Here is a 23,296-nt window from a genome sequence, read left to right on the forward strand (position 1 = left end):
GCTGAAGCTACAACTGCGCTGGTCAGGGGGCAAGGAAGAAGCAACTAGAGTGCTGCCCGGATGACCCGGACGATCGGTAGGGGTATCGAAAGTTGTATTACCGCTACAACCTCCCGTTGGGCCCCCTTACCGACCCCTGAAAACCGGCACATACTCCGGATCATGATGAGAAGCCGAGCCACCGCGGGACGAATTTCCATTGGGCCCCTCCGAATCCTCGGAATGTGCGTGACCGAGGCCCGGCCGAGCGTTCTGGCCATCTTTTTCCTGCGATTCGTCGCGGGCGCCGCCCTCGACGCCGGGCCGGAGCCCGCCGACCCGCTCCGGCTGGCCTTCGGGGCCCTGGTCTGGCAGTGCGCGATCTTCTTCGTCTACCTGTTCAACGGCGTCATGGACGTGCGCGAGGACCGCGTGAACGGGTCACGCCGGCCGATCGCGCGGGGCGACCTCGACGCCGACGTGGCGCTGATCGTCTCCGTCATCGCGGCCGCCCTCGCCCTGCTCGGCGCCCTGCTCCTCGGCGGGCCGACGATCTGGCTGGTCACAGCCGTACTCGTGCTCGGCTACCTGTATTCGGGCCCCCCGCTGTACCTCAAGCGGTGGTCGAGCGCGACGGTCGTCGTGGGGGGCGTCGCGGGACTGCTCACCTACTACGCCGGCTTCGCCGTCCACGGGGACGGCCTGCCGCCGCGCGGCAGCGTCGCCCTGCCCGCGTTCGCCGTCGCAGCCGCGCTGTGGATGGGCCTCGTCGGCACACTGACCAAGGACCTGCCGGACATCGCGGGCGACACGGCCGCCGGACGCGCCACACTGGCCGTCAGCCACGGGGAATTCGCCGTACGGGTGATGATGTCGGGCGTCGCCGCGGCTCTGGCACTCACGTTCGCCGTGCTCACGTGGATATTCGAGCTCCCCGTGGGCGGGGCGCCGCTCGCCATGCTGGCGGGTGCCGTCATCGTGGTCGTTCTCACCCATACGTCGCTTTCGCGGGGGACCCGGGCCCGCCGGCGCCGTCCCTACAGAGCGTTCATGGCCACGCAATACGCCCTACATTTAGCTGTGCTTCTTCCGGTAGTATCACAATTCTTATTGTCTGGGCGTGCACCTTAGTCCAGGATGGAGGCACTCGTCCGCTTCCTCCCGGAGGGTCCATTGGCGGGAGATGTAGAACAGGGGTGGACAGCCCCGGTGGACTTCGAGGGTTTCCTCGAAGCACATCGCACCGAGATTTTGGAAGCGTACGCGACGAACCTCGCGGCTCTGGACAGCCCGATCACGCATGACCCCGAAGCCCTCCGCCAGGCGATGGACAACGCGGGTCAGATCCTCGACGACGTGGCCGAGACGCTCCGGGCAGGGAACGTTCGAGTGGGGGAGTCGCACAAGCTGATCGCCTGGGAGGTGGGCGCCTCCCGGGCCGCGAGCGGGGTCCACCCGGACGAGTCGCTCCGCGCGGCCTCCGTGTGGTTCCAGGCCGTGGTGACCTGCCTGATGGAACGGATGCCGGGGGACCCCGAGTCGGTCCGCCTGCTCACGCTCGTCGTGCTGGGCCTGGAGCGCAGCATCACGGCGCGGATCCGGGAGTCGGCCGCCAGCTACTCGAGCTTCCTGCTCAACAAGGTCCACGAGGCCCAGATCGAGGAGCGCCGGCGCATCGCCCGCGAGCTGCACGACCGGATCGGGCACGGCCTCAGCGTCGCCCACCGCCAGCTCGAGCTGTACGACCTGCACCGCACCGGCAAGCCCGCCACCGCGACCGCCAAGGTCGAGACGGCCCACCAGGCCATCCAGGAGACGATGCTCAACCTCCGGGCGGTGACCTCGGAGCTGCACCCGCACGAACCGCTCAACAGCCTGGAGAAGGCGCTCGTCTACTACCTGGAGACCGTCGACATGGACCACGTCGACATCCGGCTCCGGGTGAGCGGCGACGAGACGTGGGCGGCGCCCGCGGTGCGCGACGAGTCGTTCCTGATCCTGCGGGAGGCGACGCGGAACGCGCTCAGCCACGGCCTGCCGAGCAAGGTGCTGATCCGGGTCGACTTCGCGCCGCACGAGCTGCGGGCGTCCGTGGACGACGACGGCCGCGGCTTCGACCAGACGACGGGCGGCGGGAGCCGGCCCATGTCCGACGGCGTGGGGCTGCTGTCGATGCGCGAGCGCGCGGCGATCATCGGCGGCACGACGACGATCACGAGCAGGCCCGGCCACGGCACCCGGGTGGACTTGTACGTGCCGTTCGGGCGCATCACATGAGTCGTCGGGACGGCGGCGAGGGCCGTTCCGGTGGACGGACGAGGGGCTGAGCGATGACGAGAGGCCAGGCATGAGCGCGGCGGGCGGGGGAATCAGCATCGCCATCGTCGACGATCACGCGCTCTTCCGCGAGGGGCTGCGCGAGATCCTGGAGGCCCAGGACGACTTCCGGGTGGTGGGCGAGGCCGGCGACTCCGAGGGAGCGGTGTCCCTGGTCGAGCGGGAGCGCCCCGACGTGGTGCTGCTCGACGTCGAGATCCCCGGCGACGACGCCACCCAGACCGTGACAAGGATGCGGGCCATCTCGCCCGAGTCGCAGATCATCATCCTGAGCATGTACGACGGACCCCAGCTGCTGAGCCGCCTGTTGTCGGCGGGCATCCGCGGCTACCTGCTGAAGAGCGTGCACCGGCAGGAGCTGGTCTCGGCCGTGCGGAGCGTCCGCACCGAGCCTGACCGGCTCGTGCTGGCCGTCTCCCGCGACTCGTTCGCACAGGTGCAGGGCGGGTCGTCGGTGGTGCTGAGCGACCGCGAGCGGGAGATCCTGGAGCTGGCCGCGCAGGCGCTCAGCAACTACCAGATCGCCACCCGGCTCACGCTCACCGAGGCGACGATCAAGCGGCACCTGCACAACATCTTCACCAAGCTGGGGGCGGTGTCCCGGATCGACGCGGTCAACAAGGCGCTGGCGGCCTCGCTGATCACGCCCCGGCGCGACCATCCCACGCCCCGCTCCCGTCCGGGCGGGTCAGTCGCCAAGGGCCAGCGGACCCTCCCCTAGCGGGAACGTCTCGGCCAGGCGGGCCCTGACCCCCTCGGAAAGGACGATGCCGGCCGCGGCGAGGTTCATCTCCAGGTGGACCAGGTCGCGCGTGCTGGGCACCGGCACCACGTCGTCGCCCTGCGCGAGCAGCCAGGCGATGGCCAGCCTGCCCACGCCGACGTCGAGGTCGGCCGCCGCGCGCTGGGCCTCGCGCAGCCGGCCCAGCTCAAGCGCCAGGCTCTCCGGGGCGAACCGGGGGTCGCGCAGCCGCACGTCGCCGGGCGCGAGCTGGGCGGAGGTGGTGATCCTGCCGGTCAGGAAGCCCCGTCCGAGGGGGCGGCAGGCCACCACGCCGACGCCCAGCTCCCGGGCGGCCGGCAGGTGCTCGCGTTCGGCCTCCCTGCGCCACAGCGAGTACTCGACAGCGAGAGCGGTCACGGGTACGGCCTCGTGAGCGCGGCGGAGCTGGCCCGCCGTCACGCCGCGGACCCCGACATGGCGGATCTTCCCGGCGGCCAGGAGCTCTCCGGCGACCCCCATCGTCTCCTCGACGGAGGCGCGGCCGGCCGCCGGGTTGACGTAGAACAGGTCGATGCGGTCGACGCCGAGCCGCGACAGCGCGGTGTCGCAGCACCTCACGAGGTCGCCGGGGCGCGAGCCTGGCCGCTGACGCGCCGAGGTCGCGATCACCGCCTCCTCCCGCCGGTGCGCGACCGCCTTCCCCACCAGGCGCTCGACCTCCCCGTCCCCGTGGATGTCGGTGGCGTCGATGAGCGACACCCCCGCGTCCAGGGCCCTGCGCACCACCCGCAGCGACTCGTCGGGATCGGCGTCGCCGTACACCCCGGCGACCGACAGGCAGCCGAACCCGAGGCCCGCGACCTCGGGCCCCCGGGAGCCCAGTGTCACGCGCCGCATGTCGTCGCCCCCGCGGCGGAGGGGCGCCCGGGCGGCAAACCGGTGATTACGTGTTCCTCAATCACTTCACAACACCAGGGAGGGGAATGGGTGTACGGGAATCGCGGACGGTCCACGAGGTGGTCGTAGCGGTTCGCCCCAATACCAGTCGTATATTGGGCCAGTCGTATTTTTCTACCCCTATATTCCCCTATCTCTAGGACCGTTCGCGCTGCAAATCCGGCAAACCGGGAGAGATATAAGGGCTGATTCTCGACGGCGAGCGGGAGAAGGGCGGGTGTCCGCCGGGCCGCCGGACGGCCAGGTCGGCCGGACGCTCCGCGGGCGGGAAGACGCCGTCGGGCGGCCCGAAGGCCTCCATCCCGGCGTCCCAGATCACCTGGCCGCGGCGCAGCGTCAGCACGGGACGCCCGCCGACCGTCCTGCCGTCCCTGGCCGTCGGGCCGCACCTGCCGTACGCCTCGGCCGAACCGGATGTCCATCGTTCCTCCGTGTCGAAGACGACCAGGTCGGCGTCCATGCCGGGGGCGATCCGCCCCTTGCGGCCGGCCAGCCCGAACAGCCGGGCGGGATTGTCCGCGCACAGCCGGGCGATCAGCCGGAGCAGCTCCCCCGGGCCGGCCGCCGGCCGCCGGGCGCGCATGCCGGCGTAGACGGCCGGCAGCAACTCCCGCACGCCGGGCGGACCGTGAGGCGCGTCGGCGGGGGCGCGCCGCTCCCCCGGGACGTCAGGGGCGTCGCCGCCGCCGATGGTCGCGGCCTCCCCCCGCCACACGGCGTCCCACAGCCGCTCCCGGTCCCGTTCCGACCGGACGGCCCGGCACGGTCGCGCCCGCGGGCCGAGCCGGCCGGCGTCGGCCTCCGTGAACGACAGGTGGTGCGGCGTGACCTCGAAGGTCACCGGGAGCCCCTGGCCGGCGGCCGCCGCGAGCAGGCCCGCCTCCCCGGCCGTGGCGACGTGGACGACGTGGACGGCCGTGCCGTGCCGCCGGACCAGCTCGACGATCCGCCCGACCGCGTCGGCGTCGCCGTGCCGCCGGTCGCGCACGTCCGTACGGGACGACGGGGGCGCGCCGCACCGGACGGCCGGGTCGTCCTCCACGTGCAGCAGCAGCCGCAGCCCGGCCCTCGCGGAGGCGGCGAAGACCTCCGCGTCGCGGGTGGCGTCCGGGCCGCCGGCGGCGGGGAACGCGGTGACGCTCACTGCGGCGGCCGGGACCACGTCCGCGAGCAGGTCCACCCGGTCCGGCCGTACCCCGAGATGGAAGCGGAAGTCGACGAGCGACTCCCCGCGGACCAGCTCGGCCCGGGCCGCCACGCCCGGCGGGTCGAGCGGCGGGGGCACCGTGTCCGGCATGTCGATCACCGTGGTCACGCCCCCGGCGGCGGCGGCGCGGCCGGCGCGGCGCCAGTCCTCGTGGCCGGGCCCTCCGCCGCCGATGTGCACGTGGGAGTCGACCAGGCCGGGCAGCACGTACCGGCCGCGGGCGTGGAGCACCGACCACGTGGGCGGCAGCGAGCCGTCCCGCAGCGCCTCCGGCGGCACGAGGCGGGCGATCCGGCCGTCGCGCACGAGGACGCCGCCGGGCGTCACACCGTCCGGCGTGACGATCAGGGCGTCCCTGATCAGCAGGTCCGCCAGGTGCGGGGTGGCGAGGCAGGTCAGCCGGCCCACTGCGCGCCCACAAGATCGCGGCACAGGTCGTTCGACGGCCCCATGAGGGCGACGGCCCTGGCGTCCCGCTGGAGCCGGTTGACCGGGTGCGACCGGAGGAAGGCGCCGCCGCCGAGCAGCCGCGCGGCCTCCGCCAGCACGCTCTCGGACACCTCGGAGGCGAACAGCTTGCTGTGCAGGGCGGCCGTCCCCGGGTCGGGGGCGTCCCGCCGGCCGGCCCGCTCGACGATCGCCCGGACCGCCTCGACGCGGGTGGCCAGGTCGGCCAGCCGGCGGCGGACGGCCGGGTCGCCGAGCCCGCCGGACGCGCGCAGCCCGGCCACGAGATGGGCGTAGCCGGCCTCGGCGATCCCCGCGCTGACCGCGCCGAGCGTGGCGCCGCACTCGCGGACGGCCGCGATGACGCGGGCGGCCCGCCCGACCTCGCCGAGCCGGTCCCGGTCGCCCACGCGGCAGCGCCGCAGCGCGATGCCGCCGGTCGCCGAGCTGCGCACGCCGACCAGGTCCATCGGCGGGGTGCTCGCCAGGCCCGGGTTGCCCGCCTCGACCAGGAAGAACGTGGGTCCGGCCGCCGGTTCGCCATCCGCGCCGCCGGCCTGGGCGAGGACCAGGTAGAGGTCGGCGAGGCCGGCCCCCGTCACGTACGCCTGCAGGCCGTCGAGCTCCCACACGCCGCCGTCCCCGAGGACGGCCCACATGGACGGGTCGTCCTCGTCCGCGCCGACCTCGCTCCACGCGGACGCGGCGAGCCAGCGGCCCGTCCCCAGGGCGGGCAGGAGCCGCTCACGCTGCTCCTGGGTCCCGTGCTCGGCCAGCCGGGCGGTGACCGCGAAGTGCTGGAACAGCACGACGGCCATCGAGGCGTCCGCCTGGGCCACCCGCGTCACCAGCCGGTTGGTGTCCAGGGCGTCGCCGCCGAACCCGCCGTACCGCACGGGGACGGCCGCGGCCAGGACACCGGAGGCGCGCAGCGCCTCCAGCGCGTCCCCGGCCGGCCTGCCGTACTCGTCGGCGGCGGAGGCGGTGGCCTCCAGGACGGACAACAGGTCCGACAGCGAACCCTGTCTCAAGGCGGTCAGACCAGTGGAGACGGGCATCTCACACTCTCCTTGCGATGAAGTGCAGAAGGCGCGACGCGCGTCACCGCACCTCGGCGGAGACGCCGGCGACGCCGTACAGCTCGGGGTCGAACGGGGCCGGGCCGCCGAACGCCACGAACCGGTCGGCGCGGTGGCCGGAATACGGGTTGCGGGCGCCGTGCGGGACGTCCGGCGGGGCGAAGACGCCGTCGCCGGGGCCGAGGTCCACCCAGCGGTCGTACAGGTAGAACTGGCCGCTGCCCTCGAAGACGAAGTACGCCTCGTCGCTCCCGGGATGGGTGTGGACGGCGAGAGTCTCCTCCGGCATCATGATCACGCAGTGCAGGCAGAGCCGGGCGCTGCCCGCCCCCGGCCAGAACAGGACGTTCGTGGCGGCCGTGCGCCGGGGCGCGCGGCCGATCCCGGGGAGGCCGGCCAGCCGCGTCTCGCTGTTCCACAGCGAGCGGAACCTGGCGGGCCTGGTCCCCCGGCGCGCGCCCTCCGGCAGGACGCTGGTCCAGACGTAGACCGTCATCTCCCGGTCGCCCGCCGAGACCGAGTACGTGCTCCCGGTGGGCGAGTACAGCGCGGACGCCCCGCGCATCGGGGAGATCTCGAAGTCGACCGTCCCGACGCCGGAGCCGGACAGCACGACGGCGACCTGCTCGGCCCCCTGGACGTCCGGGGGTGCCCACTGGCGGCCGGGTGGGATCTTGACGGCGTCGACGCTCGCGAACGTCGCGCCGATCTCCGGGCCTACCATCCGGCTCACCCAGCAGTCGCCGTACTGCCGGTACCCCAGCTCGGCGGCGCGCAGCACGGCGCCGGAGGCGTGCCTTGTCAGGTTCATCGGACTCTCCCTTGCTGTGGCGGCGTCGTGGACGGGGGCGGGGACGGGGTGGGCGGTCCGCCGCCCGTCAGGCCCGCGCGAGCGCGGGACGGGTGGCGGACGGGGCGAGGATCGCGCGGTACTGCGAGATGATCACCAGGCCGAACAGGCCGTAGAGGGCGGCCATGCCCCACGGCGGGACGACCGACCCGACCGTGATGCACGCCGAGGCGACGACGAGCGCGATCCGGATGTTGAGGTTGTAGACGGCCATGTAGCGGGTGCGTGCGCCGTCCGGCACCATGTCGGCGAGCAGCGTCTGCCGGACCGGCACGTCCATGAGCTCGCCGATCGTGAGGACGAGCGCGGCCAGCAGCAGCACCCAGCCCGTGTCGCTGACGGCCAGCACCATGTAGCCGGCGGTGAACAGCCCGGCCCCCGCGTAGAGCCGCACGCGGTCGGGCACGCGCCGCAGCACGACGTGGGCCACGAGCGCGAGCACCACCACGAGCACGGTGTTCTCGGCCCGCAGGATGCCGAGCATCTCGACGCCGTCGACCCGGACGGTCCACGGGGCGGCCGGTATCAGGTCCTGCCGGGGCAGGTCCCTGGCCAGCCGTACGCCGATGTAGTTGATGAGCTGCAGCTCGATCGACATGAACAGGGTGGCGGCGACGAGCAGCCGGCCGAAGGCCCGGTCCTGGAGGACCAGCCGGTAGCCGGAGGCGAAGTCCCGCAGGATCGACTGCCGGGTCTCCTGGACGGGGGTGTCGGGGCGGGTCTCGGCGATCAGGACGAACGTGGCGGCCGCGATGCCCACCGTGCCCGCCGTGGCGAGGCCCAGCAGCAGGGTGAAGTGCCCGTTGTAGAGGAAGCCGCCGACCAGGGCGCCGAAGGCCAGGGCCAGGTTGATGGACCAGTAGTTGATCGTGTAAACGAGCTTGCGGCTCTCCGGGCCGGTGACGTCGAGGATCATCGCGTCGTTCGCCGGCATGGCGAAGCTCGCGGCGAACTTGTTGACGACGTAGCCGGCGTAGACGGCCATCGGGGCGTGCCACGCGTCGGCCGCCGCCATGACCCCGAACGTCAGGCAGACGCCCAGCTCGCCGAGCAGCAGCGTCCGCCGCCTGCCGTGCGCGTCGGACATGTGGCCGCCGGCCAGGGTCCCGACGACGCCCAGCGCCATGACGGCCACGACCAGGACGCCCGCGACCGCCACGCCGTACTGGAAGGCGAGGTAGACGGCCATGAACGACATGACCATGCTGTCGAGCAGCCGCTGGACGAAGCCGACGGCGATCCGGACGCGCAGGTTGGGGTGGAGCGCGGCGAGCCTCATGACGGCGCGCCCGCCCCGGCGGGCACCCGCGCCGCGACCTCGTCCGGCTCGACCTCGACGCGGACGACGGATTGGACGTGACGGGCCCGCGCCAGCGCCTGCTCCTCGGTGTCGCCGCTGACGACGACGAAGCCGTGCCGGGTGCGCCAGTCGACGGTCACCGGCACCCGGCCGCCCGGCTGGAAGGGCATCTCCAGCATGTCGACGAAGCCGAGGGCCCGCGCCTCCTCCACGCCCTGCACCGACCTGACCAGCCCCGGGGTGAAGGAGAAGTACGCGATGTGGGCGACGCGCCGCCGCTCGCGGGGGCCCGGGGCGCGGCCGCCGAGGATGCGGAAGACCGCCCGCTCGATGTCGATCCCGGTGCTGAGCTGCACCAGCCGGGGGATCTGGTCGCCGCCGAGCCGTGCCTGCGACTCGACGATGCGGGGGCCGGACGAGGTCCAGATGACCTCGGTGTGGGCCGGCCCGGTCTGGTAGCCGGCGGCCGTGAGCAGGCGCACGGCCAGCTCCCCGATGGCCCGGGTGTCCGGGCCGTCCGGCGCCGGGTGGACGTGGCCCGCCTCGACGAACAGCGGCGGCGGCCCGAGGACCTTGCGCGTCACGCCCACCACCTGGTGGCGTCCGCCGTCGCTGAGCGTCTCGACGCTGAACTCGGGCCCGCGCAGGTACTCCTCCACGAGGACCGGGCCGCGGTAGTCGCAGGAGTCGAGCAGCCGCCCCCACTCCTCGACCTGGCCGGCGTGGTGGAGCAGGTACACGCCGCGGCTGCCGGCCAGCTCGGTCGGCTTGACGACGACCGGGAGCTCGAAGGCGCCGAGCAGCGCCGGCACGTCCTGCCACCGGTCGGCGGTGGCGAAGCGCACCGGCGACATGCCGTGCTCGGCCAGCAGCCGGCGCATGGCGAGCTTGTCGTTGAGCAGCTCGATCGAGCGGCTCGGGTTGACGGCCTTGCCCAGCTCCTCGGCGATCCGATAGGTCGCGAGCATGCTGTCCTCGGCCCCGATGTGATAGATCGCGTCGGCGTCGAAGTCCTGCGCGGCCCGCCGCACGGCCCGGTCGAAGACGACGGGGTCGGAGAAGTCCGTGAGCACGAACGCGTCGGCGAGCTCGGCGATGCCGTGCAGATAGTCGGCCGTCTGCAGGGTGGGGTCCCAGATCGCGCAGATCCGGTGCCCCTCCTCCCGGGCCTTGATGACGAAGGCCCGGTACGGCATGACCATGACCAGGTTGCTCACCGGGATCCCTCCCTTCCGGTGGTGGTGTGGTGCGTCCCGGGGCCGTTGTCCGGCATCAGTAAGGAAGCCGGCGGCCGGACGGAGTGCGCAGGTCAAGCGAATTCGGCTTCGGCTTCCTGGGCTTTTCCACCCTTATTTGTTGAGCCATTTCACTGTCCTTCCCATTACCGTCCGGCCGCTGATACTGGCCCTCTGACCAGCAGATTAAGCACGGACGAGATGCCACACAATGACGGGTAACCCTTGTGACCGGCCCGGATAACGAAGGGACATCCGGCCTACAACTTTCGTTATGCGAAAGCGCTACGAATTGTTCGCGCGCTCCCATTCCTCGGGCGGCCCGCTGTCGGTGAGGACCGTTACGACGAGCGCGTCGGGCGGCAGCGTCGCCGCCAGGCGCCAGGCGGCCAGCCAGCTGGCGGCCGAGGCGCCGCCGACGCGGATGGCGGTGAGGCGCAGGAAGCGCCGCATGGCCGCGAACGCGTCCGCAGCCGTGACCGAGACGTGGACCGCGTCCGGGACGAACGCCTCCACGAACGGATGCGGGAGGCCGTCCCCCCGCCCGTCGCCCGCCGGGGGCGCCGGCCCCTCCTCCGTCCCGTACGGCATGTCGGCGGGGGTGACCGCGACGACGGCCAGGTCGGGGAAGCGGCGGCGCAGGGCCAGCGCCACCCCGGCGAGGGCGCCGGCCGAGCCGAGCCCGCCGACCCAGTGGGTGGGCCGGCGCCCGCCGAGTTCGCGGAGGATCTCCTCCCCCGTCCCGTACCGGTGGACCGCCACGACGGGGAGGTCGTGGATGTGGATGTGCGTCCACCCGGGCTCCTTCGCGGCGATCTCCAGGGCGCGGCCGGCGAGACCCGCCTCACCGGCCGCGTCGTCCACGAGGTCGACCCGGACGCCGTACGCCTGGATGGCGCGCAGCCAGCTCGGCGGGACGGAGGCCGGGAGCGCGAACCGCATCGGGATGCCGGTGAACGCCCGCAGGTACCCGAACGCCCGGGCCAGGCTGCCGGACGACCAGCCGAGGATCCGCAGCGGCGGCCCGTCCTCGTCGTGGTCGCGGATCGCCTGGCACAGCAGGCCGTACGCGATCCTGTCCTTGATCGACCCGGCCGGGTTCTCGAACTCGCACTTGGCGACGATCCGGGCGCCGCCCTCGGGGGAGGGCACGTCCAGCAGGGTGGTGCCGCCGATGAGGTCCCGGCAGGTGACGAGGCCGGGGTACCGGCGCAGGGCCGGGCCGTCGTCGACGGGCTCCACACGCAGGGCCGGCAGGGTCTCGCCGAGCCGGGAGAACGTCCCGCTGGTCATCGCAGTCCCTCCTTGAGCGGGTCAGACCTCGGCGTACGCGAGGCTCGGCGCGCGCCGGACCAGCAGGGCGCGGCGCAGGTAGACCCACCAGGTGACGCCGGCGAGCAGCACGTACGCCCCGGCGAACACCCACAGAGCGGGCAGCGACCAGCTCGCGTGCTCCTGGGCGACGCGGGCCGCCACCGGGCCGGCCTTGCCCTTCATGGCCGCCGCGACGTCGAGGCTGGCCAGGCGGAACGCCTGCTGGATGAGGAAGCCGCCGAACGCCCCGATGGCCCCGGCGATGCCGATGACCGCCGCGGCCCGCCGCTTGAAGGCCGTCACGGTCTCGGCCGGGTCGAGCCCCCGGGCGGCCGCCTCCTTGCGGCCGAGCTCGCCGAAGATGACCGGGATCATCCGGTAGGTCGAACCGTTCCCGACGCCCGAGCAGGCGAAGACCACCATGTACGCCCCGAAGAACAGGGCGAACTGGTGCCGCTGCACCCCGGCGGCCGCGGCCATCGTGGCCAGCACCATCCCGGCGAACACGGCGAGCGTCACCCGGGCGCCGCCGAAGCGGTCGGACAGCCAGCCGCCGAACGGCCGGGCGGCCGAGCCGACCAGCGCCCCGGCGAAGCCGAGCCCCGCGAGGTAGTCGCGGATGAACGCGTGCTGCGCCAGGAACTCGGGGAACGTCGTCTTGATCACCAGCGGCAGCGCGAACGAGAACCCGATGAACGAGCCGAACGTGCCGATGTACAGCGCCGACACGATCCACGTCTGCCCATGCCGCAGCGCCGACGCGTACGCCCGGGTGTCGGCCTTCGCCTCCGTCAGGCTGTCCATGAACAGCCACGCGCACACCCCGGCGACCACGATGAACGGCATCCACATCAGACCGGCGTAGGCCAGGTGGACCTGCTTGCCGACCAGCGCCTTCGGCACGCCGACGATGACGACCAGCGGGACGAGCAGCTGCACCACGGCGACGCCGAGGTTGCCCCCGGCGGCGTTCAGGCCGAGCGCGAAGCCCTTGCGCCGCTCGGGATAGAAGAACGAGATGTTCGCCATCGACGAGGAGAAGTTGCCGCCGCCGACCCCGGCCACCCCCGCGCAGGCGAGCAGCACGGCGAACTGGGTGCCGTGCGGCTGCGCGGCCAGCCAGCCGCTCGGCACGACGAACGCCAGCAGCGAGGTCGGGATCAGCAGCATCGCCGCCGAGACCGTCGTCCAGGCCCGGCCGCCGAAGCGCGGCACGGCGAACGTGTAGGGGATCCGGATGGCCGCGCCGATCAGGTTCGGCAGCGAGACCAGCCAGAACGACTCCGACACGCTCATCGGCAGCCCGGCCGCCGGCAGGCTGAGCACCACCACCGACCACAGCACCCAGATGGCGAAGCCGATGTGCTCGGTGAAGACCGAGAAGGCCAGGTTGCGCCGGGCCACCCGCCGCCCCGTGGTCTCCCAGAACTCCTCGTCCTCCGGATCCCAGCGCTCGATCCACCTCCGGCCGCGCGGGGCGGCCGCCGTCGTCGTGTCCATGCCGATCTCCTCGTCGGTCGGGTCCGTCAGTCCTTCATGGGTGTTCATCGGGCCGTGGCGGGCTGGGCGGCGAGCCATCGGGCGACGCCCGCCACCGTGTCGCGGCAGGTGCCGCAGCCGGTCGTCGCCCGGGTCGCCGTGGCCAGCGCCGGGACGTCCGCCGCCCCCGCCCGCCACGCCGCGACCAGCCGCTCCTTGCTCACGGAGTTGCACCGGCAGACCACGCTCGACGCCGGCAGCGTCGCCGGGTCCGCGCCGCCGCCCCCGGCCGCGCCGTCGGGGAGGGCCCGGCCGAGCAGCAGCGCGAGCCGGTCGGCGGGCACCGGGATGCCGCCGTCGTAGAAGCGGGTGATCGCGGCGGCGGCGTCGGGCAGCCCGAGCGCGATGGCGCCCGCCACCCGCTCGTCGCGGACCACGAGCTTGGCGTAGCGCCCTCTCGCGGCGTCGGTGAGGCAGAGCACCTCGGTGTCCGGGTCGTCCGGCGCGGTGTGCACGTCGCCGAGCGCGGCCAGGTCGACCCCGCTCGCCTTGAGCCGGGTCACCACCGACGTCCCCCGGTACGGCGTGGCCTCGCCGAGCAGCAGCCCCGCGAGCGCCGCCGCCTGCTCCCAGGCCGGCTGGACGAGCCCGGAGACCGTGCCCGGGTGCCGGGCGCAGTCGCCGATGGCGCGGATGGCCGGGTCGCTCGTCCGCAGCTCGTCGTCCACGACGACGCCCCGGTCGACCTCCAGCCCGGCGGCCTCCGCCAGGCCGGTCTCGGGCCGCACCCCGGCCGACACGACGACCAGGTCGGCGGGCACCAGGCCGTCGTCGAGCTTGAGCCCGTCGCCGGGGAGGTAGCGGACCGCCCGGGCGTTCAGCCGCACCCGGACGCCGAGCCCGCGCAGCGTGCGCGCGAGCACGTCACCGGCTCCCCGGTCGAGCTGGCGTTCCATGAGGTGGGCCACCGGGTGGACCACGGTGACGGGGACGCCCCGGCCGGCCAGCCCGCGGGCCGCCTCCAGGCCGAGCAGCCCGCCGCCGAGCACGGCCACCTCGGCGCCGTCGCGCGCCGCCGCCTCGATCCGCGCGCAGTCGTCCAGGGTGCGGAACGTCTCGACGCCCGGCGCGGGCGCGCCGTCGTCGGCGAGCAGCCCCTCCACCGGCGGCACCCACGCGCGGGCCCCGGTGGCCAGGACGAGCACGTCGTAGGCGACCGTCGTCCCGTCGTCCAGCAGCGCCTCCCGGCGGTCGCGGTCGACCGCGACCACGTCGCGGCCCCTCCGCAGGTCGACGCCGTGCCCGGCCGCCCACGCCTCGTCCTGCAGCCGGACCGACGCGGGCGACATCGCACCCGCCAGGACGGCGGACAGCAGCACCCGGTTGTACGGCAGGTGGGGCTCCCGGCCGGCCGCGACGACGGCCAGCCGGTCCCCCCGCGGGTCGCGGCGGCGGATCTCCTCGGCCAGCCGGGCGCCGGCCATGCCGTACCCCGCGATCAGCACCGTTCGCCGTCTCATGACCGGGCCTCCCTCGCGGGCGAGAGCCGTACGGCGCAGACCTTGAACTCGGGCATCCGGCTGACCGGGTCGAGCGCCGGGTTGGTCAGCAGGTTGGCCCGCTGGTCGCCGGGGAAGTGGAACGGCAGGAACACCACGTCGGCCGGCAGCGAGTCGACGCACCGGACCCGGACGACGACCTTCCCGCGCCGCGAGGTGACCGCGGCCAGGGCGCCGTCGGCGAGCCCGGCCCGGCCGGCCGTGTCGGGGTGCGCCTCGACGTACCCCTCGGGGACGGCCGCCCGCAGTTCCTCCACCCGCCGGGTCTGCGCGCCGGACTGGTAGTGCTGGAGCACCCGGCCGGTGACGGCGTGCAGGGGGAACTCGGCGTCCGGCGGCTCGGCCGGACCCGTGTGGTCGACGGCCGCGAAGCGGGCCAGGCCGTCGGGGTGGGCGAACCGGTCGAGGAACAGCCGGGGCGTCCCGGGATGGTCCTCGGCGGGGACCGGCCAGTGCAGGGCCTCCCCCGCGCGCAGCCGGTCGTAGGTCACGCCCGAGTAGTCCGCGGGCCCGCCGGCCGAGGCCGCCCGCAGCTCCGCGAACACCGCCTCGGGATCGGCGGGGAACCGCTCCGGCGGCTGCCCCAGCCGTACGGCGAGGCCGTGGAGCACCTCCAGGTCGGTCCGCGCCCCGGCGGGGGGCGGCAGCGCCCGGCGGCGCAGCAGGACGCGCCCCTCCAGGTTGGTGAGCGTGCCGTCCTCCTCGGCCCACTGAGTCACCGGCAGCACCACGTCGGCGGCGAGCGCCGTCTCCGACAGCACGATGTCGGCCACGACCAGCAGGTCGAGCGCCGCCAGCCGGTCGGCCACGCGACGCGCGTGCGGGGCCGACACGACGGGGTTGCTGCCGAAGACGAGCAGCGCGGACGGCCCGCCGGGCGTGCCGAGCGCGTCGAGCAGCTCGTAGGCCGAGCGGCCTGGCCCCGGCAGCGCGTCCGGGTGGACGCCCCAGACGCGGGCGACGTGCGCCCGGGCGGCCGGGTCGTCGATCCGCCGGTAGCCGGGCAGCTGGTCGGCCTTCTGCCCGTGCTCGCGGCCGCCCTGGCCGTTGCCCTGCCCGGTGAGACAGCCCCAGCCGGAGCCGGGACGCCCCGGCAGTCCGAGGGCGAGGGCCAGGTTGATCCAGGCGCCGGCCGTGTCGACGCCGGTGGCGTGCTGCTCGACGCCGCGGCCGGTCAGCACGTACGCGCCGGACGCCCCGGCCAGCAGGGCGGCCGCCCGCCGCTGGTCGGCCGCCGCCACACCGGTCACCCGCTCGGCGCGCTCGGGCCACCAGGCCGCGGCGAGCCGCCACGCGTCGTCGAACCCGGCCGTGCGGTCCCGGACGTAGTCGCGGTCGAGATGCCCGTCCGCGACGGCGGCGTGCAGGATGCCGAGGGCCAGCGCGAGGTCGGTGCCGGGGGCGGGCGCCAGGTGCAGGGCGGCCCGCTCGGCGGTCGGGGTGCGCCGGGGGTCGACGACGATCAGGCCGCCGGCCTCGGCCGCCCGGCGCAGGTGGGACAGGAACGGCGGCATGGTCTCGGCCGGGTTGGCCCCGGCGAGCAGCACGACGTCGGCGCCGTCCAGGTCGGTGACCGGGAACGGCAGCCCGCGGTCGAGCCCGAAGGCCCGGTTGGCCGCGGCGGCGGCCGACGACATGCAGAACCTGCCGTTGTAGTCCACCTGCGAGGTGCCCACGGCCACCCGGGCGAACTTGCCGAGCAGGTAGGCCTTCTCGTTCGTGAGCCCGCCGCCGCCGAAGAGCGCGACGGCGTCCGGCCCCCGCTCGTCGACGATCTCCCGCAGCCGTCCGGCGACGAGGCCGAGCGCCTCGTCCCAGCTCGCGGGCCGCAGGACGCCGCCCGAGCGGACGAGCGGGGTGGTGAGCCGGGCGGGCGAGCCCAGCAGGGCGGCCGAGGTCCAGCCCTTCTGGCACAGGCCGCCGCCGTTCGTCGGGAAGTCCCGGGGACGTACCCGGACCGAGGTGCGCCCGGCCGGGGACAGGGACATGCCGCACTGCAGCGCGCAGTACGGGCAGTGCGAGTCGGTGGGGACGTCGATGGACCTGTCGGGGCGGGGGTCGCGGGCGGCGGACGCGGCGACCACGGGGAGCGGGGCCGTGCGCATCGGACTCACCTCCGGTCCGGCGAAATCGGGCGGGGGCCGGGCGAACAGGGCGAACCGGCCTCCGGCGCGGCGTGAAGGCCGAGCCGGAGGCGGGGTCCGGTGGGGTGCTGCGGCGGTCAGACGACGTCGCCGGTCAGCACGTCGTGGATCTGCGAGTAGTCGGCGGCCGGGCCGATGCCGAGGCGGCGGCCGAGGCCGAGCGCGAGCGAGTCCAGCCGCCCCATGATCCGGCCGAAGTCGGCCGGGAGCAGCGCCTGCTTGCCGTCGCAGAGGGCCTGCTGCGGCTGCACGTGCACGTCGATGAGGAGGGCGTCCGCGCCCGCGGCCACGGCGGCCAGCGTGAGCGGCTCGATGAGCTCGGGCACGCCGAGAGAGTGGCTGGGGTCGACCATCACGGGCACGTGGGTGCGCCGCTTGAGCAGCGCCACCGCCGACAGGTCGAGGGTGAACCGGGTGGACCCCTCGAAGGTCCGGATGCCGCGCTCGCACAGCACGAGCTGGTCGTTGCCCTCGGCCAGGATGTACTCCCCGGCCGTCAGCAGCTCCTCGACCGAGCAGCCGAAGCCGCGCTTGAGCACGACCGGCATCCCGGTGCGGCCCACCTCGCTGAGCAGGGAGAAGTTCTGCATGTTGCGGGTGCCGATCTGGAACGCGTCGGTCACCTCGGCCATGCGGTCCACGTGCCGGGGGTCGACCACCTCGGTCAGGATCGGCAGCCCGGTCTCCTCCCTGGCCTCGGCCAGCAGCTCCAGCCCGGCCCACTTGAGGCCCTGGAAGGAGTACGGCGTGGTCCGGGGCTTGAACGCGCCGCCCCGCAGGCCGACCGCGCCGTGGCCGGCGACGGCGTTGGCCGTGGACAGCATCTGCTCCCGGTTCTCCACCGCGCACGGGCCGGCGAAGACGGCGATGTCCCCGTCCCCGATGACGGCCGAGCCGATGGACACCCGGGTCCCCGACGGGACCAGCTCGCGCCTGCCCAGCCGGAAGCCGCCGCTCGCGCGGACCGTATGCGTGGGCCGCGGCAGGTCCTCCGGCGCCGGGAGCAGGGTGGCGGGGCCCTGGGCCACCATCACGTCCACGGCTCCCAGCCGGTAGGTCGTGGCCGTCGTACCGGTGGAGTCGAAGTGCTGTGTCCACCCGTCGATGCCGGACCGGTCGACCTTCGAATCGAACACGAGCAGCAGCTCGGCGTCACTCATGGGAATCCTCTCCGCATCGGTGTGAGGGCATCGGGTCGTTGTCGGGGGCGGGACCCGGGCCCGGCGTCGCCGCCGGGCCCGGGCGGGCGATCACACGAACACGTCGTTGAGGATCGTGCCGATGGACTTGCCGCCGCCCTCGCGGATGTAGGTCGACAGCGAGCTGTACTTCTCGCGGAGACGGCGCTTGAGGACCTTGCCGGTGACGCCGACCGGGAAGTCCTCCTCGCTCCTGGCGACCTCGAGCATGGTGAGCTCGGGGTGCCCGGCGGCCCGCAGGGCCTCGTTCGCCTCGTTGAGCAGCTTCTGCGCGTCCGGCCTGGCGGCGCTGGAGGTGACGACCGCCACCGGGGCCGTGCGGCCGCGGTGGATGCCGGCGACGACGGCGACGTCGAGGACCTCGGGCAGCTCGTTGAGCATGAGCTCCTCCATGAAGACCGAGTAGCCGGTGCCCGTCGGGGTCTCGATGGCGTCCACGGCGCGGTCGACCTGGAAGTAGTTGCCGGCCTCGTCGCGGTAGGCCATGTCGCCGGTGAGCCAGAAGCCCGACAGCTTGCTGCGGTAGGTCGTGTCGGAGTCGCTCCAGTAGCCCGCGGTGATGGCCGGGCCCTTGGCGCCGAGCAGGCCGACCTCGTTGACGTCGGCCTCCGTGCCGTCCCTGCGCAGGACGGCCACCTCGGCGACGCCGACGGGCTTGCCCACGCAGCGGTCGTTGCGCTCGTCGGCCAGCGTGCGGACCTTGAGCAGGACGCCCCAGCCGAGCTCGGTGGTGCCGAGCCGGTCGAAGAACGAGGCGGGCGCCCGGTCGGCGCTGCGCATGCCGAGGATCGTCTTGATGTGCTTCTCGTGGACGGCGTCGCCGATGGAGATCCACACGTTGACCGAGTCGATCGCGCCGGCGGGCAGGTCGGCCGCCGCCAGCTCGGCGTACGCGTGGCCGAAGGCCATGACCGTCGTGGGGCGGTACTTCTCCACGGCCTTGGCGAGCTCCGGGCCGCTCGTGTCGTACCAGGGGACGAGCGGGGTGCCGCCCAGCACGGCGTACGTGGAGTAGGCGATGCAGCCGAGGTGCGACTGCGGCAGCGCGGTCATCATGATGGCGCCGGGCTGCTCGTGGTGGTCCACGAGGCGGAAGCGCGGCCCGGCCACACACGACCGGTGGGTCTGGATGACCGGCTTCGGCCGCCCGGTGGTGCCGGACGAGTGCAGGATCGAGACCGGGTCCTCGTCCACGTGGCGGAACCGGGCCTCCTGGGGGAGCTTTGCGGGCGGGGGGGCCGGCAGCTCCTCGGCCACCTGCGTCCACCGCAGGCCCGGCAGCAGGTGGAACTCCTCGCCGAGGATCTCCAGGTGGTCGAGGTCGGTGTAGACGCCGACCGGGTTCGTTTGCCGGCACAGCTCGGTCGCGATGTACCGGGAGGCCTTGCTGTTGACGAGCACCGCCACCGCGCCGATCTGCGCCAGCGCGTAGAAGTGCACCGAGTACGCGAACGAGTCGTGCAGGTAGATGGCCACCCGGTCGCGGGGCCGCACGCCCTGCTTGAGGTACCACACCGACCAGCTCTGCACGAGCTCGTCGAGGTCGAGCAGGCTCAGCTCGGTCCGCTGCTCGCCGCTGGGAACGGTCAGCGGGCGGCCCAGGTGGATGAACGGCAGCTCGGGGTGCGGGTTGGCCTCGATCGCCTTGGTCAGCAGGTTGCCGCCGCCGAGGTCCGGGTCGGCGGCCAGCCTGGCGCGCTGCTCCGGAGTGAGGACGGTCTCGTGGGACAGGGTCATCGTTCTCACCTTTCGGTCATTACTGACGGTTCAGAAACGTGTGTGGACAGGGCGTCGGGGTCGTAGGAGGACATGCCGCCGAACATCCGGGCGCACATGTCGCGGTAGAAGCCGAGATCGGGGCCGAGCAGCTCACGCAGCGAGCCGAGGGCGGCGGCGAACCGCTCCTCCCCCTCCCCCTCGACGAGGGCGGACAGGTCGCGGACGCCGGCCGCGAGCGCCTCGCGGGCCGCCGGCGCCTGCGGGTTCGCGGCCTGGACGTCCCAGTAGACCTCGGGCGTCCCGGACGCGATGCGGGCCAGCAGCGCGAGCAGGGTGGCGTGCGGCGGAGGGGCGACGGCGGCCAGCTCCGCCACCCCGACCCCGAGCCGGTCCAGCGCCAGCCCGAAGGCCAGCACGGCCGCGTGGGTGAGGGCCTGGGTGGCCGCCGCGAGCCGGTCGTGCTCGTCCTCCCTCACGAGGACGACCCGTCCGCCCCACGACCCGACCAGGTCCAGCAGCGTGCGGGCGCGGGGGCCGTCGTGGACCACGACCGCCGCGACCGGACGGCCCTCGAACCCGAGAGAGGGGGCGAACATCGGGTTCAGCGCGACCGCCTCGACGGCCGCGGCGCGGGCCCGGACCTCCCGGACGATCGGGCCCTTCACCGACAGCGTGTCGGCGAGCAGCGCGCCCGGCCGCATGGCCGCCGCCACCCCGGCGGCCGCCGTCAGCGCCACCGGCTCGGGGACGGCCAGCAGGACGAGGTCGGCGCGGCCGAACTCGGCCGCGAGCCCGCCGTCCGGGGCGGTGACGTCCCCCTTGAGGAACCGCGCCCCCGGGAGGCGCCCGGGGAGCGGCGCGGCGGCGTCGACGACGAGCACGTCGGCGCCCGACCGGAGCAGCCGGTCGGCGAACAGCCCGCCGACCGCGCCGGCTCCGCCCACCACCACGCAGCGCCTCAGGGCTCCGGGCGCGTCCATCGTCAGGCCCCCACGACCTGGGCGGCGGTCGCGACCACCGCGGTGACCATGGCGCGGGACTTGACGACCGTCTCCTCGAACTCCTCCTCGGCGTCCGAGAGGGCCACGATCGCGCCCCCGACGCCGAAGCTGACCCGGTCGCGGGTGGCGACCAGCGTGCGGATGACGATGCTGAGGTCGGTCGCCCCGCTGAGGGAGAACCAGCCGAGCGCACCGGAGTAGACGCCGCGCGGCCCCTCCTCCAGCCGGTCGATGATCTCCATCGTGCGGATCTTCGGGGCGCCGGTCATCGAACCGCCAGGGAAGGCGGCCCGCACGCAGGTGACGACCGACTCCTCGGGACGCAGCGTCCCGCGGATCGTGGAGACGAGCTGGTGCACCGGCGCGTACGTCTCGACGTGGAACAGCCGCGGGACGTGCACCGAGCCGACCTCGCAGACCGTGTTGAGGTCGTTGCGGATCAGGTCGACGATCATCAGGTTCTCGGCGCGGTCCTTCTCCCGGCTCAGCAGGTCGTGGCGGAGCGCCTCGTCCTCATCCGGCGTGGCGCCGCGCGGGCGGGTGCCCTTGATCGGCTTGGACTCGGCGACCCGGTCGGGACCGATCGTCATGAACCGCTCGGGCGAGGCGCTGAGCACGGCCACGTCGGGGAAGTCCAGCAGCGCGCCGTACGGCACGGGGCTGATCCGCCGCAGGTGGGAGTAGGTGCGCAGCGGGTCGATCACGGCCTGGAGGGTCACGGCGTTGGTCAGGCAGATCTCGTACGACTCGCCGTGGTAGATCTCCTCCAGGCACTCCCCGATCCGCTGGACGTAGCCGTCCTTGTCGTGCCGCAGTTCCACCGTGCCGGCCACCGACGGGTCGTTCATGCCGACCCCGGAGAACGGCGCGGGCTCCGACGGCTCGCTCGGCGGGAGGGACAGCAGCCGGGCCGCGGTGTCGTCGAGCCAGGCCACGGCCTCGCCGGCGTCCGGCCCCTCCGTCAGCGCCAGCAGGTAGGAGACGCCCTCGACGTCGTCGAGGACGAGCATCCGGTCGGCGAACAGCATGGCCGCGTCGGGCTCCTCGGCCGTGTGCGCGTCCGACCCGCCGGCCTCGGCCTTGAGCTCGTAGCCCAGGTAGCCGACGTACCCGAGGTTGAAGTCGAACGGCAGGCCCTCGGGCGCCCGGACGTTCCGCCGCCTGAGCTGCTCGTCGAGGTACTCGAAGAACGGCCGCTCGACCCGCTCCTCGGTGCCGTCGGAGCGCCGGACCCGGACCGCCCCCTCGGCCACCCGGTACGTGATGTACTCGGCGAGGGGGCCGGTGCCGTCGCCCATGAAGGAGAAGCGGGACAGCCCGTCGATGACCGCGCTGCTGTCGAGCCAGAAGCCGTGCTCGCCGCCGGCGAACAGCTCCCGGTAGGCCCGCTCGGCGTCCGGCAGGACCGGCAGCGTGCGCACGTGCACCTGGTACGGCGCGGGGGCCTGCGCGGGCGGCGTCTGCGCGGCGGCCCCGCTCGCGGACCGGGACGCGCGGTGGGCGAAGGCGAGGTCGCGGAAGTTGGCCAGCAGCTCCCGGCCGTGCTCGCTGCTGATCGACTCGGGGTGGAACTGCACGCCCCAGATCGGCTCGGTGCGGTGCCGGACGCCCATGATCACGCCGTCCTGGGTCCAGGCGATCGCCTCCAGCTCCTCGGGCAGCTCGGTCGCGGCCAGCGAGTGGTAGCGCACCACGGAGAACGGCGAGGGCAGGCCGGCGAAGATGTCGTCACCGGTGTGGATCACCTGGGAGATCCGGCCGTGCATCGGCTGCGGGGCGTGCGTGACGGTCCCCCCGAACAGGTGGCAGATGCCCTGGTGGCCGAGGCAGACGCCGAGCACCGGGAGCCCGCTCTCGCGGATCGCGCGGGCGCTCACCCCGAAATCGCGGGCCCGGTCGGGCCGGCCCGGTCCCGGGGAGATCACGACGCTGTCGAACTCCTCGATCGGCACCTGCGACCAGTCGGTGTCGTTGCGGACCACGACCGGCGGCCGGCCGTTCACCTCCCCCAGAAGCTGGTAGAGGTTGTAGGTGAACGAGTCGTAATTGTCGATCAGGATCGTTCTCATTCCTGGCTGCCCTCCATGCCGTGGGTGGATAGCTGGGTGCGCGCCGCTACACGGCGGTGACATCGCCGATCACCAGGTCCTCGACGCGGCAGGTCTCGGCGATGATGAGGTCGTAGAGCCGGCGCAGGAATCCGGGATCGATCCCGTGCTCGCCGGCGTACCGCGCCGCCCGCTGCTGGACCACGCCGATCCGGTGCGGCTGCATCATCGGCACGCCGTGCTCGCGCTTCACGTGCGCGATGTCGACGCAGCACTCGATGCGCCTGCGCAGCAGGTCGAGCAGCGACTCGTCGATTCCGTCGAGCGTCGCCCGGAGCGTCTCCAGGCCGCCGTCTCCGGCACCGTTGCCAGCCATCTGACCAACCCTCCAATGAACGGAGTCGAATGGATCGCCGTCACGTTCCGGCGATTCAAGAATTCGCAGCGGGGAGGTGGTGTCACAACCCCTAACGACCCCACATGAATAGCCGTGGAAATCCGTCCGGAAAGGGCGCCGTCCGTCGGCCCGCCGATTCACCGGACCACCCCTCCGCACCCCCAGTCGACCCCTGCACCGCAGGTCGTAGGCCCTCGAAAGGGCCCGCACGGCACCGGAATCCGTTGACCCGCCGAGGCGGGGAATCGTAGCCTCCAGTCGGTAAAACGGTGCGGCACGGGAACGCGAAAGGCGCTCGCCGAAATCGGAGCCGCGAATGCA

General features: G+C 73.6%; 18 protein-coding genes. 3 read left to right on the forward strand and 15 right to left on the reverse strand.

All coding sequences use genetic code 11. The annotated features are described in order from the left end of the window. Positions 1–228 precede the first annotated feature (228 nt). From Mco01_RS19910 to Mco01_RS19920, 3 genes are all read left to right on the forward strand, one after another. On the forward strand, positions 229–1,110 hold the full coding sequence (locus Mco01_RS19910) for a UbiA family prenyltransferase (RefSeq protein ID WP_204058400.1): 882 nt from the start codon (positions 229–231) through the stop codon (positions 1,108–1,110). 78 nt (positions 1,111–1,188) lie between these two features. Next, complete coding sequence (locus Mco01_RS19915) at positions 1,189–2,256, forward strand: sensor histidine kinase (RefSeq protein WP_204058401.1); 1,068 nt, start codon at positions 1,189–1,191, stop codon at positions 2,254–2,256. 70 nt (positions 2,257–2,326) lie between these two features. Continuing rightward, on the forward strand, positions 2,327–3,037 hold the full coding sequence (locus Mco01_RS19920; RefSeq protein WP_204058402.1) for a response regulator: 711 nt from the start codon (positions 2,327–2,329) through the stop codon (positions 3,035–3,037). Here the strand turns inward: Mco01_RS19920 and Mco01_RS19925 are convergent. From Mco01_RS19925 to Mco01_RS19995, 15 genes are all read right to left on the reverse strand, one after another. Continuing rightward, complete coding sequence (locus tag Mco01_RS19925; protein WP_204058403.1) at positions 3,005–3,937, reverse strand: aldo/keto reductase; 933 nt, start codon at positions 3,935–3,937, stop codon at positions 3,005–3,007. The two genes, Mco01_RS19920 and Mco01_RS19925, sit on opposite strands and share 33 nt — an antisense overlap. 196 nt (positions 3,938–4,133) lie before the next feature. Then, a complete protein-coding gene (locus Mco01_RS19930; protein WP_204058404.1) occupies positions 4,134–5,612 on the reverse strand; it encodes a dihydroorotase in 1,479 nt (492 codons plus the stop codon). Continuing rightward, positions 5,600–6,709 carry an acyl-CoA dehydrogenase family protein gene (locus Mco01_RS19935; RefSeq protein ID WP_204058405.1) on the reverse strand — a complete coding sequence of 370 codons (1,110 nt, stop codon included), beginning with the start codon at positions 6,707–6,709 and terminating at the stop codon, positions 5,600–5,602. Before Mco01_RS19935 ends, Mco01_RS19930 begins: the two co-directional genes overlap by 13 nt. Positions 6,710–6,752: 43 nt before the next feature. Next, positions 6,753–7,541: a cupin domain-containing protein gene (locus Mco01_RS19940; protein WP_204058406.1), complete on the reverse strand. Its 789-nt coding sequence runs from the start codon at positions 7,539–7,541 to the stop codon at positions 6,753–6,755. Positions 7,542–7,608: 67 nt separating this feature from the next. After that, positions 7,609–8,859 (reverse strand): MFS transporter, encoded by a 1,251-nt coding sequence (locus Mco01_RS19945; RefSeq protein WP_204058407.1) that lies wholly within the window; start codon positions 8,857–8,859, stop codon positions 7,609–7,611. After that, on the reverse strand, positions 8,856–10,097 hold the full coding sequence (locus Mco01_RS19950; protein ID WP_204058408.1) for an ATP-grasp domain-containing protein: 1,242 nt from the start codon (positions 10,095–10,097) through the stop codon (positions 8,856–8,858). The genes Mco01_RS19945 and Mco01_RS19950 overlap by 4 nt, the downstream gene beginning before the upstream one ends. A 303-nt stretch (positions 10,098–10,400) precedes the next feature. Next, positions 10,401–11,408 carry a pyridoxal-phosphate dependent enzyme gene (locus Mco01_RS19955; RefSeq protein ID WP_204058409.1) on the reverse strand — a complete coding sequence of 336 codons (1,008 nt, stop codon included), beginning with the start codon at positions 11,406–11,408 and terminating at the stop codon, positions 10,401–10,403. A gap of 21 nt (positions 11,409–11,429) precedes the next feature. Next, positions 11,430–12,929: an MFS transporter gene (locus tag Mco01_RS19960; RefSeq protein WP_204058410.1), complete on the reverse strand. Its 1,500-nt coding sequence runs from the start codon at positions 12,927–12,929 to the stop codon at positions 11,430–11,432. A 44-nt stretch (positions 12,930–12,973) separates the two neighbouring features. Next, on the reverse strand, positions 12,974–14,428 hold the full coding sequence (locus Mco01_RS19965) for an FAD-dependent oxidoreductase (RefSeq protein WP_204058411.1): 1,455 nt from the start codon (positions 14,426–14,428) through the stop codon (positions 12,974–12,976). Then, entirely contained in the window at positions 14,425–16,455 is a 2,031-nt protein-coding gene (locus Mco01_RS19970; RefSeq protein ID WP_239103761.1) for a molybdopterin oxidoreductase family protein, read from the reverse strand. The genes Mco01_RS19965 and Mco01_RS19970 overlap by 4 nt, the downstream gene beginning before the upstream one ends. 233 nt (positions 16,456–16,688) lie before the next feature. Then, entirely contained in the window at positions 16,689–17,771 is a 1,083-nt protein-coding gene (gene aroF / locus Mco01_RS19975; protein ID WP_204058413.1) for a 3-deoxy-7-phosphoheptulonate synthase, read from the reverse strand. Positions 17,772–17,861: 90 nt separating this feature from the next. After that, positions 17,862–19,547, reverse strand: coding sequence for a class I adenylate-forming enzyme family protein (locus Mco01_RS19980; RefSeq protein ID WP_204058414.1), 1,686 nt, complete (start codon positions 19,545–19,547; stop codon positions 17,862–17,864). A 5-nt stretch (positions 19,548–19,552) separates the two neighbouring features. Continuing rightward, entirely contained in the window at positions 19,553–20,509 is a 957-nt protein-coding gene (locus tag Mco01_RS19985; RefSeq protein WP_204058415.1) for a prephenate dehydrogenase/arogenate dehydrogenase family protein, read from the reverse strand. Positions 20,510–20,511: 2 nt separating this feature from the next. After that, positions 20,512–22,599 (reverse strand): aminodeoxychorismate synthase component I, encoded by a 2,088-nt coding sequence (gene pabB, locus Mco01_RS19990; protein ID WP_204058416.1) that lies wholly within the window; start codon positions 22,597–22,599, stop codon positions 20,512–20,514. 46 nt (positions 22,600–22,645) lie between these two features. Then, a complete protein-coding gene (locus Mco01_RS19995; protein ID WP_204058417.1) occupies positions 22,646–22,954 on the reverse strand; it encodes a chorismate mutase family protein in 309 nt (102 codons plus the stop codon). Positions 22,955–23,296: the final 342 nt, after the last annotated feature.

Origin of the sequence: Microbispora corallina (assembly GCF_016863035.1) — a bacterium.
Taxonomy (GTDB): Bacteria; Actinomycetota; Actinomycetes; order Streptosporangiales; family Streptosporangiaceae; genus Microbispora; species Microbispora corallina.

What these genes read in the sequence shown, in the direction of transcription:
- Mco01_RS19945 (WP_204058407.1), bottom strand. Translation starts at nt 8,859, where the DNA reads ATGAGGCTCGCCGCGCTCCACCCCAACCTGCGCGTCCGGATCGCCGTC.
- Mco01_RS19940 (WP_204058406.1), bottom strand. Translation starts at nt 7,541, where the DNA reads ATGAACCTGACAAGGCACGCCTCCGGCGCCGTGCTGCGCGCCGCCGAG.
- Mco01_RS19955 (WP_204058409.1), bottom strand. Translation starts at nt 11,408, where the DNA reads ATGACCAGCGGGACGTTCTCCCGGCTCGGCGAGACCCTGCCGGCCCTG.
- aroF (WP_204058413.1), bottom strand. Translation starts at nt 17,771, where the DNA reads ATGAGTGACGCCGAGCTGCTGCTCGTGTTCGATTCGAAGGTCGACCGG.
- Mco01_RS19965 (WP_204058411.1), bottom strand. Translation starts at nt 14,428, where the DNA reads ATGAGACGGCGAACGGTGCTGATCGCGGGGTACGGCATGGCCGGCGCC.
- Mco01_RS19935 (WP_204058405.1), bottom strand. Translation starts at nt 6,709, where the DNA reads ATGCCCGTCTCCACTGGTCTGACCGCCTTGAGACAGGGTTCGCTGTCG.
- pabB (WP_204058416.1), bottom strand. Translation starts at nt 22,599, where the DNA reads ATGAGAACGATCCTGATCGACAATTACGACTCGTTCACCTACAACCTC.
- Mco01_RS19920 (WP_204058402.1), top strand. Translation starts at nt 2,327, where the DNA reads ATGAGCGCGGCGGGCGGGGGAATCAGCATCGCCATCGTCGACGATCAC.
- Mco01_RS19925 (WP_204058403.1), bottom strand. Translation starts at nt 3,937, where the DNA reads ATGCGGCGCGTGACACTGGGCTCCCGGGGGCCCGAGGTCGCGGGCCTC.
- Mco01_RS19970 (WP_239103761.1), bottom strand. Translation starts at nt 16,455, where the DNA reads ATGTCCCTGTCCCCGGCCGGGCGCACCTCGGTCCGGGTACGTCCCCGG.
- Mco01_RS19995 (WP_204058417.1), bottom strand. Translation starts at nt 22,954, where the DNA reads ATGGCTGGCAACGGTGCCGGAGACGGCGGCCTGGAGACGCTCCGGGCG.
- Mco01_RS19980 (WP_204058414.1), bottom strand. Translation starts at nt 19,547, where the DNA reads ATGACCCTGTCCCACGAGACCGTCCTCACTCCGGAGCAGCGCGCCAGG.
- Mco01_RS19960 (WP_204058410.1), bottom strand. Translation starts at nt 12,929, where the DNA reads ATGGACACGACGACGGCGGCCGCCCCGCGCGGCCGGAGGTGGATCGAG.
- Mco01_RS19985 (WP_204058415.1), bottom strand. Translation starts at nt 20,509, where the DNA reads ATGGACGCGCCCGGAGCCCTGAGGCGCTGCGTGGTGGTGGGCGGAGCC.